We start from the raw sequence: 15,450 nt of genomic DNA, 5'->3' as shown, positions 1-15,450 counted from the left end.
GGCTCCACGGTAGCGTAACGAGCCGCTAGGCTGATTGGATGGTTCTGCTCTTCCGCACCCTCTGGAAAGCCCTCACGCTCTGGCGCCGAGCGCCCCTGGAGCCGCTGGGCGCCTCAGTGCTCCGCTTCCGGGTGTGGCCCAACGACCTGGATGTGAATGTCCACATGAACAACGGGCGCTTCCTGAGCGTCATGGACCTGGGCCGCTTCGACCTCAGTTTCCGCACCAAGCTGGGTCGGGCCATGCTGCGGAACCGCTGGAAGCCCCTGGTCGGCGCGATCACCATGCGCTACCGCCGCAGCCTCGACCCCTTCGAGAGCTATGAGCTGCACACGCGGCTGCTGGGGTGGGACGAGAAGTGGGTCTTCCTGGAGCAGCGCTTCCTGAAGCACGGCGGCGAGCTGGCGGCCGAAGGCGTGGTGAGGGCCCTCTTCCGGGGAAAGAATGGCAATGTCCCGGTGGCCGAGATCCTCGAGCAGATGGACTATGAGGGACCTCGGCCGGATCTTCCTGACTCTGTCCGCCGGTGGGCCGAGGGCTGACTTTGAAGTCATTTGGCGAGGATGTCGTGACCTTCCCCTCTGGAACCTACCGGATTTCCCTGGACCCCTCCGACCTGCAGTTCGAGGTGATCCACGGCTACCTATCCAGGAGCTACTGGTCTCCGGGCATCCCCCGGGAGGTGGTCGAGAAGGCCGCCCGCCACAGCCTCTGCGTGGGTGCCTACGGCCCCGGCGGCGCCCAGGTGGGCTTCGCGAGGATGGCCACCGATCACACGACCTTCGGCTACCTCGCCGATGTGTTCGTGCTGGAGGAGCACCGTGGGCTCGGCCTCTCCCAAGCGATGGTGAAGGCCCTCATGGACCTGCCGGAAGTCCAGGGCATGCGCCGGCTGATGCTGGCCACCCGGGATGCGCACGGCCTGTATGCCAAGCTGGGATGGACGCCCGTGACTGACTCCACGCCCTTCATGCAGATCCAGCGGAAGAACCTCTACCTGACCCCGGAGGCCGGTGGCTGAAGGCTTTACAGCCCGTCTTCCAGTTCGAATTCGGGATCCGGGATCGAGAGGATGTCCGGGCCGTCCTTGGTGATGGCGATGTCGTGCTCGAACTGCGCGGACAAGGCCCCGTCGCGGGTGCGCACGGTCCAGCCGTCGGGCTCTACCAGGCACTTGTACGACCCGATGTTGAGGATGGGTTCGATGGTGATGGTCATGCCCGGCTCCATGCGGAAACCGGTGCCGGGACGCTGCTCGGCGAACACCACCTGCGGATCCTCGTGCAGATCCCGGCCGAGGCCGTGGCCGATGTATTCGCGGACCACCGAGTAGCCGCGTTCTTCCGCGAAGGTCTGGACGGCGGTGGCCATGTCGCCCAGGCGCTGGCCGGGGCGGCAGTGTTCGATCCCCACGAACATGGCGAGCTGGGCGGTCTGGATGAGGCGGCGCGCTTCCTCGGTGATCTGGCCCACGCCCACGGTCAGGCAGGTGTCGCCGTGGTAGCCGTCCAGCTTCGCCCCGCAGTCGATGGCGATGATGTCACCTTCCTGGAGGATGTATTTGCTGGGGATGCCGTGCACCACCTTGTCGTTGACGGAGGTGCAGAGGGTGCCGGGGAAGCCGTGGTAGCCCTTGAAACTCGGGGTGGCGCCCTGCTGGCGGATGTAGGTCTCGGCAATGCGGTCCAGCTCCAGCAGGCTCACGCCCGCCTTCGCGGAGCGGGCGGCCAGGCGCAGGGCATTGGCCGCCACACGGCCCGCCTCGCGAAGCTTTTCAACCTCTTTGCGGCTCTTGTATCGGATCTGTTCGCGGATCAGGACCATGTGCCCCTCGACCCCCAGTCTAACGGGTAGAATGTCGGCATGGCGCGACCTTCGCAGATCCTGGTGATGACAACCTTCTCCCTGGGGCTCCTGGTGGCCTGCCGGGGCGTTCCTGCCCGGCCCGCCGCGGTGCCCGCCGAGGCCCAGTGGGCCGGCGAGGGCCGCCGGGGCGTCTTCCTCAAGGTCGGCACCCATCAGGGCACCCTCTGGCAGCTGGAAGTCTGGGACCGGAAGGGGAAGGTCCTGGGGGCCGGGCCTTTCCGCCTGAGGGGCTTCGCGAAGGCCGAGATCGTGCCCGACGAGGTGCTGGCCTGGGAGAACGGGGCCCTGCAGCTGAAGGACGGCACCTGGCTGGTGCCGGAAAAGCCCTGATGCCCTATACCCGGGAGGAGAAGGACTGGCTGGAGCGCGAGTGGGCCTTCCGGGCCTGGGGCCGTGCCGGCCTGCTGTCCACGGACGATTACCGCCAGGTGCTGGCCTGGGAGGCCGCCGGTGTGCCCATGGATCTGGTGGTGTCGGCCCTCAACGCCTTCTTCGACCGCCGCGATCAGCGCGAAAAGCCGCGCACCTTCGTGGCCCTCAAGCACCTGGACCGCGATGTGGCCAAGGCCGTGAAGCTCCGGGAATCCCTGCTGAGGGCGGGCCCCGAACTGGACCTGGGCCAGGGCTGGGCGCAGGTGAAGGCGCCGCTGCGGGACGATCCCGCCGCCAAGGCCGCCTTCGAGACCTGGCAGCGCCTCCGGGCCGCCGCGCCCTCCCCGGAATCTGCGGGCTATCTGGCCCACCACGACCAGGAGCGGGAGGCCCGCACAGCGTTGCTGGCGCTGGCCGAGGCGGCGCTCGGTTCTGCCGCGGAGCCCCTGCGCGGTGAGCTTCGCCATCGCCTCGAGGCCTCCGACATGAAGGAAGGCGGTCTGGTGTGGAAGCGCGCGTGGTCCCACCACTGGGCCCGCCTCGTGGCCGCCGCCTGGGGCCTGCCGCTGGAGGGTGCATGACCGTCGAGGCCCGCTGGCCGCAGGAACTGGAAACCCCCACGGCGGGGTTCTTCGAGGCCTTCGCGGCCCAAGTGGCTGCTCCCGACGGGGTGCGCGACGGGGTGCGTGAGGCCGTGAAGGCGCTCATTCCTCGCATCGACTGGGAAACCTACCAGCCCCATGTGCCGCACGGCATCCTGGGCTTGAGGTCCGTGCTGCGGCTGAGGCCCTTGTTGGACGAGGCGAATTTCCTCCGGGCCTTGGCCACCCAGCTGCACATGGCGGCACACGAGGGGCGGCGCTCCGCCGCCGCCACTGCGCAAGTGGCCGCGGCCAAGGGCAGCGGCAGCTGGCGGAACCTGGAGGCCTTCATCCAGGCGCGGAAGCCCAGCCTGGCGTATGCCGAAGCCCAGGGCTTCGACCTGCCGGAGGCCGCGGACTTCCAGCGTCTCGGAGCGCTGGTCGAGGCGGACATGGCCAATGTGGGACACAAGGGCATCTTCGCGTGGCACCTCGGCGATCTCCATGAACGCCTGGAGCGCCCCCGGGCCACGGGACGGCGCCTGTTCGGGCTGGTGGCCTGGCTGGCCGCCACGCAGGAGGACACCTTCTGGTGCCGCCGTGCGGCCAAGCGGCTGGAGGGCGCCGAGCCTCGCGTGGCTTCCGGTTCCGCGCAGGGGGCCGCCGGAGAACGGGATTCCCGGGAGCTGGATGCCGGGGAACTGGAGGCGGCCGTCCGCGAGATCTGCGATCTGGGGCTGGTGGGGCTCATGGCGGCTTTCACGGATCGCTTGAAGCGGGGGACTCCTGCGGAAGAGCTGCTGGCCGCGCTCGCCCTGGCGGCCGCGGAAAAGGTGCGCGACGCCCGCCGCGACCTGGAGGGCAAGACGGCCTGGATCTTCGGGTACCTGGCCATGCTGGTGGAGACCCATGCGGAGGACCCCCGCACCTGGGCCCAGGCGGCGGCCCTGGTGAACCTCTTTCCCACCGACGAGGCGGATGAGCGCATGCAGCCCCGGTCCGCCGCCGCGCCCAGCGCCGAGGGCCTTCTCAATGCCGTGCTGGACGCGGAGGTCCCCGAGGCCATGGGCCAAGCCCAGGGCCTCTGCCGCCTGGGGCAGGCCGAAGCAACCCTCCGGACCTTGGCGGCGGCTGCCACCTTCAACGACCCCAGCTTCAACCATGCCTCGCACCTGCTTGCCGTGGCCTCCGCCGCGGACCTGCTGCCCGCCTTGCCAGGCCAGGTCGGCGAAGCCGTGCTGGTGGCCCTGGCCAAGAACCTCGCCAACAGCCAGGGCAGCGGTGATCTGGGCCGGCTGGCGGACCGGGCGCTCGCGGGGGGGAGGGGGCTCCGCGCCGGGACGGAATGATTCCCCAGGCTCCGGAGCGGGTCGCTATCCTCATCGGGATTCCCCGGGAGCTTTGATGCGTTCGACCCTCGGCCTGGCCTTCGTCGGTTTCGGTGCCGTAATGTCGGCGCAGATCCCCTCCTCCGGGGGTCCCACCGCGCAGGTGCTGGACCGGCGGCTGCGCGACATCAAGGGTGGCCTGCTGGTGGTGGTGGACGGCCCCAAGGGGGAATGGAAAGCCAAGGTCGATGCCCTGAACGCCGATCCGGATTGGCTCGAGCTGGATCTCGGCCTGGCCTACTACGGATCGAAGGCGGCGGAGGTGGAGGCGCTCCTGCGGCAGAAATACCTGGCAGGGCCCCGTCCCCAATGGGTGCTGTTCGGCGCGGGGCCGCGGGTGGTGGCCACGGGGGGCGGCGTTCCTGAGGCCAAGGCGTTGGCCAAGGCCGTCGAGGAAAGCGGCATCCGCTCCACCATCCAGATTCTGAGGGAGTTCGCGCGGCGCAACCCGGAGCACCTCGAGGCGCGGCAGGCCCTGTGCGCGGAGCTGCGGTCCAGGGCCGCGAAGCGGACGCTGGTGCGCACCGGCGGGAAGGTGGATCCCCTCCGGTCGGCAGATGAGCCGTTCGACTTCGCCCAGTTCCAACGGGAGCGGGAGGCGAAAGAGGAGGCCAAGGCGCAGGACTCGCAGGAAGAGAAACCGCCGGTTCAGCTGGAGCCGGAGGAGGACCGGGCCATCTGGGGGGAACTGGCTGACCTGCTGGGGCGGACCTTCCGCAGCGGAGACTGGCTCGAAATGACGAATTGGTCCATCGTGCCCGACGAGACGGCGGTCCACAGCCCCCTCATGCGAAGCATGAGCCGGGCCGTGATCCCCGAAGTGGAGCGGGCCCTGGCGCGCAACCCCGGGACCTGGAACCTCTGGCAGATCTGGCTGGGACTGACGCGGACCGATGGGGGAAAGCCGATCCGCCCCCTTCTGGACACCTTGGTTCCGTTGCCGACCTACTCCCCCCTGGCGTGGCCGCCCTATCCCGTGCGCGACGCCTATGTGAAGGATGCCCGCCAGCGGAAGGACTGGATGGCCATCCGGGACCTGCTGCTCCCCCAGATTGAATCCAACAAGCTCTGGGAAGCGGCGCAGGGAAAGACGGAATTCGTGTTCAAGAGGGACGGCAAAATCCAGGAGGTCACGGAGACCGGGGACTACTGGCGCGGCACCTTGGAGCCGCTGGTGGAGGCTCTGATCCGGCTTGGGGATACGGGGCTGGCCGATGACCTGGTGCGCAGCCGGTTCTCTGAACATCCCTGGACGGGCCTGCCGAAGCGGGCGGAGTCCCTGGCCCTGCGGTGCGGCCAGCCCCACCTGGCGGCCCAGTGGGGCGCCCTGGGGCAGGGCCGATAGGGGCTGGGATGCGGAAGACCTTCGCCTTCCTCCGCGCCATCAATGTGGGTGGCCACACGGTCACCATGACGAAGCTGCGGGACCTGTTCGAGGGCTTCGGGCTCCGGGGCGTCGAGACCTTCATCGCCAGCGGGAACCTGTTTTTCGAGGCTGGCCGGGAAGGCGAGGCCACCCTTACCAAGCGCCTGGAAGCGGGCCTGGAGGAGGCCCTGGGGTACGAGGTGATCGTCTTCCTCCGTTCCGAGGGCGAACTGGCGTCCCTGGTGGCAGGCTGTCCGTTTGGAGAAGCCGATCAGGCGGCGGCGAAGGCGATGAATGTGGCCTTCCTCAAGGCGCCGCTGGGGCCGGCTGAAGCAGCGGCGCTCGCGGCCTTGCGGACACCGGTCGATGACTTCCAGGTCCGCGGCCGTGAGGTCTGGTGGCTCTGCCGGATGAAGCAGAGCGAATCCACCTTCTCGAACGCGGTCTTCGAGCGGGCCCTCGGAGTGCGGGCGACCTTCCGCGGGTTCAATACTTTGCAACGGCTGGCGGCGAAGGCGGGGCTCAGAACCGCCAGGTGAGGCTGCCCGCGAAGGAGGCGTCGTCGGTGTTTTCATGGTGGGTGATGTTGTTGATGTAGCGGAAGGTCAGGGTGGCGCGGCGGTCAAGGTGGACATGCACGCCCAGATCATGCTGAAGGCTGCCCTCGTGGAGTTTGGCGAAGGGCCGAGGCGTGCTGAACCCACTTAGGAAGTAGAGCTGGACGAAGGGCTGCACGGCCCGATTCCGCCGTCCCTGCCAGGTGAGGTGGGCCCCCAGGTCCGAGGTGTAATCCAGATCGTTGTAGGCCTCGTTGCCGCGCCCCCGGTGGGTGTAGGCGGCCCCGGCGTAGAGGGTCTGGGTGGGAGTGAAGTCCCACCACCCGCTCAGGCCGCCCTCGAGGTCCCATCCGGCCTTGTAGGATCCGTAGGTGGTCACCAGCGGCGGCTTGACGGTGAAGGTGGCGCTCAAGCCCGTGGCCTCGCCTTGGTGGATCTGGTGAATCACGCCCAGGAGCGGATCCTGAAGGCGGGTCGGCTGCGAGCCCTCCCGCACGAACTCCAACCGTCCGTGGCGGATGGTGGCCACCACAGCCTGGTTGCGGGCCACTTCGGTGCGACCCCACTGGGCGAAGCCCAAGGCCTTGTGGAAGGTCTCGATGGGGCTATCCAGATCCCCGCCTCCATGGCGTTCCGCGGGCAGTTCGATCCAGACATCCGTGCGATCCGTGAGGCCGTGCCGGACCTGGAGGGTCGTCCGGGCGATCTCCTCGTCGAAATAGAACACGAAGGGGGCGTTGGGATACTCGGCGGCCAGGGCTTCCAGGGAGGCGCGATCCATGCGGTGGCGGCCCTGGAACCAGGAGGGGGGCCGCTCTTTGATCAAGTCTGAGAACTCGAAGACATTGGCCCGCACATGGGTGAGGGTCGCCTGCCAGTGCCCGGCGCCGATGGGGCGGGGCGCCTGGGGCTGGTAGGTCATGGGGGCCTGGAGGAGGGTGAACATGTTGCGGGTGGGCAGGGGGCCCATCTCGGGATAGGCCGTGTCCTGGGCCTGGAGGGACAGGCCGAGGGCCAGCGCGAGCATGGCGCGCATGGGGAACTCCTGGGGGATGGCGAGCGGGCAGACCCGCCCCTGCTGGGCCGAGGCCCAGGCGGTGACTGAACTCAGATGCCGGAGGCGCCGGCGCGTGCTTTCTTTCGGGAAGCCTATTTCCCTATGAAAGCAATAATGAGCAACGGACTTCCCCTTGTCAAGTGACTTTCTTTGAGATAGCTTTTAGGGGACCCACCCTGGGTCGTGGACGATCCATGGACCTCCCTGAGACTGATCGCTGCCGCTGTTTCCGCATGGCCATCGATGTGCTGGCCAAACCCTGGACGGGTCAAATCCTGTGGATCCTCCAGGAGGGGCCGCTGCGCTTCAATGAGCTGGTCACCCGGGTGCAGGGCATCGGCGAGAAGGTACTCTCGGCCCGGCTGAAGGAACTGGAATGTCAGGGCCTGCTGGTGCGCCGCGTCCTGCCCACCACCCCGGTGAGGGTGGAGTACGAACTCACCTGCAAGGGAGAGGGCTTCCGCCAGGTGGTGGAGGCCGTCACCCAGTGGGGGACCGAGATCGTCGATCCGGACGCTCAGGCCCGGTAGTTCGGCATCACCTGGCCCTTGGCCCACTCGAAGATGAGGCTGGTCTGGATGTGGGCCACCTCGGGCCGCGTGGTGAAGGCATCCAGGGCCAGGTCCCGCAGGTGATGGGCATCCCGCACGGCCACATGCACCTGGAAGTCGTGCGTGCCGGCCACATGGAAGACCGCCAGCACTTCCGGAAGCCCCAGGACATGTTTCCAGAAGGCCTTCACCTGGGACCGGCTGTGCTGGCGCAGCTGCACGGCGATGAGGGCCTGGAGGCCGACGCCGAGCGCCTCGGGATCCACCTCGGCGTGGGCGCCCCGGAGGACCCCTTCGGAGCGCAGGTGCTGCACGCGGGCCAGGCAGGAGGATGGTGCCAGACCCACGGCGGCAGCCAGTTCCTTGTTGGATAGCCGAGCATCCTTCTGTAAGAGGTTCAGAATGTCGCAGTCGATTCGGTCAAGATTCATGAATGACATCATTCCACGAAATAAATTCGGGAGATTGCCGAATTATTGAAACCTACATTGGGGACAGGAGCATCCCCATGTCCAAGCCCATCGCCTCGACCTCGCTGGAAACCCAGGCCGTCCATACCGGCCGTGAAGTGCTGCACGAGCAGGGCATCCACGCCATGCCCATCGACCTCAGCAGCACCTATCCCGTGCAGAATCTGGATGAGGGTGGTCGCAGCCTCGAAGCCATGGCCATGGGGGGCCTGCCCATCGGCAGCCCCGTCTACTCCCGCCTCTACAACCCCACGGTGGCCCGGTATGAGCAGGGCCTGGCCCAGCTTGAAGGCGCGGAGGAATGCGTGGCCTTCGGTTCCGGCATGGCCGCGGTGACGGCCTGCCTCATGGCTGCCAAGCAGCGGGGTGGCCATATCGTGGCCGTGCGCCCCCTCTATGGCGGCACGGATCACCTGCTGGCCTCGGGCATGCTGGGCCTGGAGGTGAGCTGGGCCGAGGCGGATGGCATCGCCGCCGCCATCCGCCCCGAGACCGCCATGGTGATCGTGGAAACCCCCGCCAACCCCACCCTGGCCATGGTGGACCTGGAGGATGTGGTCCGCCAGGCAGGCAAGGTGCCCGTGCTGGTGGACAACACCTTCGCCACCCCCATCCTGCAGAACCCCATCAAGCAGGGCGCGACGCTGGTGCTCCACAGCGCCACCAAGTTCCTGGGTGGCCATGGCGATGTGCTGGCGGGCCTCGTGGCCACCAACAACGACTGGGCCACGGAGCTGCGCAAGGTGCGCGTCATCACGGGCAATGTGCTGCACCCGCTGGCCGCCTACCTGCTGCATCGCAGCCTCCCCACGCTGCCCCTGCGGGTGCGTGCCCAGCAGGAAGGCGCCAAGGTCATCGCCGAGCGGCTGGCCAAGCACCCTGCCGTCTCCGCCGTGCACTTCCCCGGCCTCCAGGGGCAGGACCCCAAGGGCCTCCTGGGCCGCCAGATGAAGGGGCCCGGTTCCCTCATGGCCTTCGAGTTGAAGGGCGGCTTTGAGGCCGCCGCCATCGTGATGGCCGAGGTGAAGCTCATGACGCCCGCCGTCTCCCTGGGCAGCGTCGATACGCTGATCCAGCATCCGGCGGCGCTCACCCACCGCGTGGTGGACGCGGAGGCCCGGGAGCACAGCGGCGTCTCCCAGTCGCTCATGCGGCTGTCCGTGGGGCTGGAAGGCCCCGAGGACCTCTGGGCCGATCTGGAGCAGGCCCTGGCCAAAGCCATGGCCGGGATGGCCATGGGCGCCTCTCGTTGATGTGAAAAAGAAGATAAAAATGCAGGATTGATCCAGTTCGTCCGGGTCGTATGCTGGGTTTCATTCTGGAGCGACCCATGGTGGACCTGACGGCGGCGGACGCGTGGCTTCCCACGAAGGTCTGATCCATCTCCACTGCGGGGATGTCTCCGCCGCCGTGCATCGGCGCTCCGGCCTGCCCGGAGCCCTCCAGGTGTGGCGGGACTCCCCCGCCGTGGGTCCCTGGACCTCGGATCCCGCGCACCTTCCGGTTCTCCGGGCGGCCTGGTGGGGCGTCACCGGGCCGGAGACGCGGGGGCTCGGCGCGCCCCAGAATCCGGCCCGCGCCCCCGAACCCGTACTTTGGTTCGGTCCCGATCCCTGGGAGCAGGCCTGCCTGCTCTGGGTGCTGGCAGAGCTGCCCGGCGACACCCTGCCGGATCTGGTGCTGCTGGATCGCAGCGTGGGCCAGCTGCCGCCCACGGCGCTGCCACCGCTGTTCGCCCAGCGGATGCTGATGGACGGCGCAGTCATCGAAGCGGCCCGGGACCTCTGGATCCGCTTCCTCGAGGGAGGATGGGGGGCCCTGGGCGGCTGTCGGATCCCGAGCCTTCCCCACCTGGCCCCGGCCTTGGCGCGCCTGGCGGAAGACCACCCGGCGGTGGGTCCCGGCCGTACCCGGCGGCAGCTCCAGGGCCTGGTGGCCCAGGGCGTGCGGGACCTGCCCAGCCTTCTGGTGGAACTCCGGAAGCTGGAGGACCCGCGCCACGGCGCCTGGTACGGCGATCTCGTCGTCGCGAAGATGGTGGATGCGATGGGGGTACGGCTAGGCTGAACCTTCCGTGATGTCGCTTGCCCCGCTCCCCCTGTCGTCCAAGGTCACGGTCCTCCGGGGCCTGGGACCGGCGCGGGCGGCCGCGCTGCAGGAAGCCGGCATCGACAGCCTGCGCGACCTGCTGTGGAGCCTGCCCTACCGCTATGTGGACCGCGGCAGCCTGCGACCCCTGGGCAGCCTCGAGATGCGGGGCTTCGAAGCGGCGGACCCCGGCCTGGTGACGGTGCTGGGCACTGTGCGCGACCTGCGGCAGAGCACCACGCGGGTGCAGCGCATGGCCCTCACCGAGGCGCTGCTCGACGATGGGACCGGCACCCTGCGCCTGATTTGGTTCAACCAGCCCTACCTGGCGCGTGCGCTCAAGGTGGGCGACCGCGTGCTGGCCTTCGGCTCACTCTTCGTGGGTCGCCACGGCCTGGAGATGCGAGGGCCACAGTTCGAGCAGATGGGCCGGGAGGAGGACATCGGCTGGGTCCGGCGCTACCTCCCCCTGTACCGGAAGCTGGGGCCGCTCACGGGGCGGGTCCGCCAGAAGCTGGCCCAGGAGGCTCTAGGGCGGGCCCATCCGCCGGAAGAATGGCTGCCGCTGGAGCTGTCCAGGGACCTTCCTGAGCCCCTGGCCGCCTTCCGCCTGCTGCATGATCCACCCGACGACAGCGATCCCGCGCTGCTGGAATCCGGCGACTCACCGGCCCATCAGCGGCTGGCCGCCGAGGAGCTCTTCGCCTTTTCGCTGGGCGTGGCCCTGCGCCGGGCCGGCCGCCTCAAGCGCCAGGGCCTGGTGGTGCCCACTTCGCCCGAGCTGCGCGAGCGCCTCAGGTCGTTCCTCCCCTTCCGGCTGACCGGGGCCCAGCGGCGGGCCTTCAAGGACATCGTGGCCGACCTCACCTCGGGCCGTGTCATGAACCGCCTGCTCCAGGGCGATGTGGGCAGCGGCAAGACGCTGGTGGCTTTGCTGTCGATGGCGATGGTCGCGGAGACCGGAGGGCAGGGGGCGCTGCTGGTGCCGACGGAAGTGCTGGCCCGCCAGCACGCCGCCAGCTTCCGGCGCTACCTGGGCGACCGGGCCGATTCTCTTCAACTGCTGCTGGGCGGCATGAAGGCGGCGGAGAAGCGGGCTGCGCTCGCCCGCATCGCCAGCGGCGAGGCCCGCTATGTGGTCGGCACCCACGCGCTGTTCCAGGAGACGGTCGCCTTCCATCGGCTGCAGCTGGTGGTGGTGGACGAGCAGCACCGCTTCGGGGTGAAGCAGCGGGAGGCCCTGAAGGAGAAGGGGGGCGACCCCCACTGGCTGGTGATGAGCGCCACGCCCATCCCGCGCTCGCTCGCCCTGGCGGTCTTCGGCGATCTGGACCAGAGCGTGCTGGATGAGCTGCCGCCGGGCCGCCAGCCCATCACCACCAAGCTGCACAAGCCGGACGCCGCCGAGCGGGCCTGGGAGCAGGTGCGCCGCGAGCTGGCCGAGGGCCGCCAGGCCTTCGTGGTGAGCCCCAGCATCGATCCCTCCGATGAAGGCAAAGTGCAGTTGCGCGACATCCAGGCCATGGAGGCCCTGCTGCGAAGCATCTTCCCCGACGAGGGGATCGAGGTGGTCCATGGCCGCCTGAAGGCTGACGAGATGGCGGCCCGCATGGGGCGCTTCGTGGCGGGCGAGGCGAAGATCCTCCTGGCCACGACGGTCATCGAGGTGGGGGTGGATGTGCCCAACGCCACGGTGATGGTGGTGGATCACGCCGAGCGCTTCGGCCTGAGCCAGCTCCACCAGTTGCGGGGCCGGGTGGGCCGCGGCGCCCACCGCAGCCACTTCCTCATGATCAGCGGTTCCGAGACCGAACGGCTGCAGACGCTGGTGGAGACCCAGGATGGCTTCCGCATCGCCCAGCGCGATCTGGAACTGCGGGGGCCCGGAGAGTTCTTCGGTGTGCGCCAGGCGGGGCTTCCTCAGTTCCAGGTGGCCGATCTGGTGCGGGACCGTCGCCTCCTGGCCCGCTGCCGGGAGGCCGCCGACCGCACCCTGGCCCTGGGCCTCAGCGACGCGCAGGCAGCCTGGCTGAAGCGGGAACAGGTCCGGCTGAGGCTGGCGGAGATCAGCTGAAGGCGCTCCCCCCAGGGAGGTGCCGTTATTTCACCGGGGGGGCTTCCGCCCGGTTCCATAAAGCCTAAATTAAGTTTCAATGCCACCTGAAGCCGGTCCAGGTCTCGGATCAGAGAGGTTCTATCATGTCGTACGATTGATTTAAGTATTGATATTAATAATATTAATTAAATTAGCAATCTGCGATTCCAACCGATCCAGGTCGCAGCTTCGACCCTCGAGAGTTCCCGTCAAGCCATGCAGCAACATCAGCCATGTCCAAAGGAGGTCGTATGAAACCCGTCACACGCAAGGGGTTCTGGGGTCTGGCCGTGGCGGTCTCCCTCACCCTGGCGATCGCCGGATGCAGGGGATCGGCCGGACAGAACGGCCTCAACGGAACGAACGGGACCAATGGCACCAACGGGTCCGACGGTTCCAACGGCGCGCCGGGCGCGGGATACGCCATCGATGCCACCACCTACACGCCCGACGAGTGGGGCGCCCTGACCCTCAAGGCCACGGTCACCAGCATGCAGATCAGCTCTCCGCCGGTGGTGACCTTCACCGTCACCGACGGCCACAATGTGCCGGTCAAGGGCCTCGGGTTCAAGAGCCAGGCCTCCTCGGCGGCCTTCGCCAGCTATGCCAACATGGCCTTCGGGCTCGCCAAGCTGGTGCCCGGCGCCAATGGAAGCCCGAGCATCTGGGTCAATTACATCGTGACTGCCAACCCGACGGCCGCGGCGCCCGCGACCTGGGTTCCCACCCGGCCCACCACGGACAACATCGGAACCCTGGTCGACAATGGCGACGGCTCCTACCGCTACACCTTCCGCCGGGACATCACCCAGACCCAGGCCCTGCTGGATGCCGCGACCTACACAGGCGCCAACATCAAGGCCGACCTGGGCGATGTGAGTTACAACCCCAACCTGACGCACCGCCTGACCGTATTCGTCGGCGGTACCGCTCGTGGCACGGGCACCAACACCCCGGATGCCTTCAACAGCGGTGTCGTTTCGGTACCCATCCTGAATCCGGCCAACGCAGCCTATGACTTCATCCCCGCCACGGGTGCCGCGGTCACGGCCGCCAACGAGCAGCGGGAGATCGTCGATGTGTCGTCCTGCTTCAGCTGCCATGCCAAGTTCGAGTTCCACGGCAGCGGTCGCCAGGACACCCGCTACTGCGTGATCTGCCACAACGATCAGCGCAAGTACGGGCGGGCCGAAGCCACGGTGACCGCCATCACGGTGTCCGGCGAGACGGGCAAGCTCAACGGCCACGCATCGGGCGACTTCCCCTCCTTCATCCACCGGATCCACATGGGGGAGGAACTGACCAAGACCGGCTACGCCTATGGCGGCATCGGGTTCAACGAGGTCACCTATCCCCAGGATCACCGCAACTGCGTGAAGTGCCACAGCGCCAGCGCAACCACGCCGCAGGGCGACAACTGGTTCAACAATCCCAGCCGCTTCGCCTGCGGCGGGTGCCATGACCGCGTGGATTGGACGACTGGCGCCAACCATGCCGGAGGCGCGGCCACCTCGGATGTCAACTGCTCCAGCTGCCACGGGGCCGCGGGCGTCAAGCTCAACCACCTGCCCGTGGTGCCACCGGATCCCGCCAACATCTGGAATACGGGCGGGACCAACAACAACACCAACGCGTCGTTCGTCGGAGCGTTCCTCAACAACCTGCCTCCCGGGGCCAGCAAGGTGACCTGGGATCTGAAGAGCGTGACCCTCAACGCCGCCGCCAAGCCGGTCTTCACCTTCCGGTTCCTCAAGGATGGCGCGCCCGTGGTCTTCAACACCTACGCTGCGGGCTCCGTCACGGAGATGATGGACAACTTCGTGGGAGGCCCCAGCTTCTACATCGCCTTCTCCGTGCCCCAGGACGGCATCGCCAATCCGGCAGACTGGAACGCCACCGCCAGCACCTACCTCAAGAACATCTGGCGCGGCGACAACCTGGACATGGGCGGGGCGGCCCTGGCGGCCTCGGCCCAGGGCACCCTGAGCGCCACTCCGGATGCGAGCGGCTACTACACGCTGACCATGACCGGCGTGAACATCCCCACCAGCGCCGGGATGGTCACGGGGGGCATCGGCTACACCTACGCCCTGACGCTCACCCAGCCCCTGACCCAGACCAATGTGCCCGGATACCCCTATATCCCGCGGGTCGCGGGCTCGCCGGGAACAGGGCAGGGCGGCCTCAGCGTGCCGGCCCCCAATGTCTCGAAGGTCATCAGCGGGACCCTGCCTGCCGGTTTCCCGCTCAACGCCGGAAGCACGACCACGGGGCCCGCGAACACCGCCCGACGCACCATCGTGGCGAACGCGAAGTGCCTGGACTGCCACGGCGCCATGGGCGTGTTCACCACCAAGGCCTTCCATGCGGGCCAGCGCAACGATCCCCAGACCTGCGAGTTCTGCCACAACGGCCAGCGGGTGAACAACGGCTGGGGCGTGAACATGAAGGACTTCGTCCACGCCATCCACGGCGCGGGCAAGCGGCAGGCCAAGTTCTCCTGGGAAGCCTCCGCGGGTGATACCTACTGGAAGACCACCTATCCGGGCGTTCTGAACAACTGCGAGGCCTGCCACCTTCCCGGCACCTACGACTTCGGCCTCTCCACCAATGCGGGCGAGCTGCCGGACCTGCTCTGGACCACCGTCGCCACCGGCACGGTCCCCACGCCGGTGAATGTGGTCGTCACGGGCAGCGAGCCGATCCCCGGTGTCTACTGGTCCCCCTACGCGGCGGCCTTCGGTTCAGGCTTCGCCTTCGGGACCGGCTTCAGCTACAACGCCAACACCGGCGCCACCACCGCGGCCGCAGGCACCACCCTGGTGAACTCCCCGTATGTGGCCGCCTGCTCCAACTGCCACGACAGCTCCCTGGCCATCGCGCACATGCAGACCAACGGCGGCACCTTCTACGGCAGCCGTGCCAGCGTCACCGCCGGGGGCAAGTTCGTGCGGCAGGAGCAGTGCTTCCTCTGCCATTCCGCCGGCAAGATCGCTGATGTGCGGGTGGTCCACATGACCTTCAAATGAGGAAGCCGAGGGGGCGGCCCCGGCCGCCCC

Annotated in this window: 15 protein-coding genes; 12 read left to right on the top strand and 3 right to left on the bottom strand. The window is 68.1% G+C overall.

Annotated elements, in window-relative coordinates; genetic code table 11:
* Positions 1-38: 38 nt before the first annotated feature.
* Together QZ647_RS08705 and QZ647_RS08700 are read left to right on the top strand one after the other, a co-directional pair.
* The gene (locus QZ647_RS08705) at positions 39-542 is read left to right on the top strand and encodes a thioesterase family protein (RefSeq protein ID WP_291271780.1); all 504 of its coding nucleotides are present in this window, start codon (positions 39-41) and stop codon (positions 540-542) included.
* Between the two features lie 26 nt (positions 543-568).
* Positions 569-1,021: a GNAT family N-acetyltransferase gene (locus QZ647_RS08700; protein ID WP_291271779.1), complete on the top strand. Its 453-nt coding sequence runs from the start codon at positions 569-571 to the stop codon at positions 1,019-1,021.
* A gap of 5 nt (positions 1,022-1,026) precedes the next feature.
* On the opposite strand, the gene map is transcribed toward QZ647_RS08700, so the two are convergent.
* Positions 1,027-1,824 carry a type I methionyl aminopeptidase gene (gene map / locus QZ647_RS08695; protein ID WP_286355654.1) on the bottom strand — a complete coding sequence of 266 codons (798 nt, stop codon included), beginning with the start codon at positions 1,822-1,824 and terminating at the stop codon, positions 1,027-1,029.
* Positions 1,825-1,863: 39 nt separating this feature from the next.
* Here map and QZ647_RS08690 point away from each other — a divergent pair, with 39 nt between their 5' ends.
* From QZ647_RS08690 to QZ647_RS08670, 5 genes are read left to right on the top strand one after another with little or no spacing between them, the layout of a single operon-like run.
* Positions 1,864-2,196, top strand: coding sequence for a hypothetical protein (locus QZ647_RS08690; protein WP_291271778.1), 333 nt, complete (start codon positions 1,864-1,866; stop codon positions 2,194-2,196).
* The gene (locus QZ647_RS08685; RefSeq protein WP_291271777.1) at positions 2,196-2,819 is read left to right on the top strand and encodes a hypothetical protein; all 624 of its coding nucleotides are present in this window, start codon (positions 2,196-2,198) and stop codon (positions 2,817-2,819) included. The genes QZ647_RS08690 and QZ647_RS08685 overlap by 1 nt, the downstream gene beginning before the upstream one ends.
* Complete coding sequence (locus tag QZ647_RS08680; RefSeq protein ID WP_291271776.1) at positions 2,816-4,168, top strand: hypothetical protein; 1,353 nt, start codon at positions 2,816-2,818, stop codon at positions 4,166-4,168. The genes QZ647_RS08685 and QZ647_RS08680 overlap by 4 nt, the downstream gene beginning before the upstream one ends.
* A gap of 55 nt (positions 4,169-4,223) precedes the next feature.
* Positions 4,224-5,552, top strand: coding sequence for a hypothetical protein (locus QZ647_RS08675; protein WP_291271775.1), 1,329 nt, complete (start codon positions 4,224-4,226; stop codon positions 5,550-5,552).
* A gap of 8 nt (positions 5,553-5,560) precedes the next feature.
* Positions 5,561-6,112 (top strand): DUF1697 domain-containing protein, encoded by a 552-nt coding sequence (locus tag QZ647_RS08670; protein WP_291271774.1) that lies wholly within the window; start codon positions 5,561-5,563, stop codon positions 6,110-6,112.
* Here the strand turns inward: QZ647_RS08670 and QZ647_RS08665 are convergent.
* Entirely contained in the window at positions 6,096-7,166 is a 1,071-nt protein-coding gene (locus QZ647_RS08665; protein WP_291271773.1) for a DUF3187 family protein, read from the bottom strand. The two genes, QZ647_RS08670 and QZ647_RS08665, sit on opposite strands and share 17 nt — an antisense overlap.
* Before the next feature lie 215 nt (positions 7,167-7,381).
* Here QZ647_RS08665 and QZ647_RS08660 point away from each other — a divergent pair, with 215 nt between their 5' ends.
* Entirely contained in the window at positions 7,382-7,717 is a 336-nt protein-coding gene (locus QZ647_RS08660) for a helix-turn-helix domain-containing protein (RefSeq protein ID WP_291271772.1), read from the top strand.
* On the opposite strand, the gene QZ647_RS08655 is transcribed toward QZ647_RS08660, so the two are convergent.
* Positions 7,705-8,169: an Lrp/AsnC family transcriptional regulator gene (locus QZ647_RS08655; RefSeq protein ID WP_291271771.1), complete on the bottom strand. Its 465-nt coding sequence runs from the start codon at positions 8,167-8,169 to the stop codon at positions 7,705-7,707. The genes QZ647_RS08660 and QZ647_RS08655 overlap by 13 nt on opposite strands.
* Positions 8,170-8,246: 77 nt before the next feature.
* Between QZ647_RS08655 and QZ647_RS08650 the strand changes: the two genes are divergently transcribed.
* The 4 genes from QZ647_RS08650 to QZ647_RS08635 all read left to right on the top strand — a co-directional run bounded on the left by QZ647_RS08650 (position 8,247) and on the right by QZ647_RS08635 (position 15,420).
* Positions 8,247-9,461, top strand: a complete 1,215-nt coding sequence (locus QZ647_RS08650; protein WP_291271770.1) for an aminotransferase class I/II-fold pyridoxal phosphate-dependent enzyme — start codon at positions 8,247-8,249, stop codon at positions 9,459-9,461.
* Between the two features lie 103 nt (positions 9,462-9,564).
* Entirely contained in the window at positions 9,565-10,275 is a 711-nt protein-coding gene (locus tag QZ647_RS08645) for a hypothetical protein (protein WP_291271769.1), read from the top strand.
* A 10-nt stretch (positions 10,276-10,285) separates the two neighbouring features.
* Positions 10,286-12,370, top strand: coding sequence for an ATP-dependent DNA helicase RecG (gene recG, locus QZ647_RS08640; protein ID WP_291271768.1), 2,085 nt, complete (start codon positions 10,286-10,288; stop codon positions 12,368-12,370).
* A gap of 272 nt (positions 12,371-12,642) precedes the next feature.
* A complete protein-coding gene (locus tag QZ647_RS08635) occupies positions 12,643-15,420 on the top strand; it encodes an OmcA/MtrC family decaheme c-type cytochrome (protein ID WP_291271767.1) in 2,778 nt (925 codons plus the stop codon).
* Positions 15,421-15,450: the final 30 nt, after the last annotated feature.

Origin of the sequence: Geothrix sp. (genome assembly GCF_020622065.1) — a bacterium.
In the GTDB taxonomy this organism is placed as follows: Bacteria; Acidobacteriota; Holophagae; order Holophagales; family Holophagaceae; genus Geothrix.
This window is presented reverse-complemented; position numbering and strand designations above follow the sequence as displayed.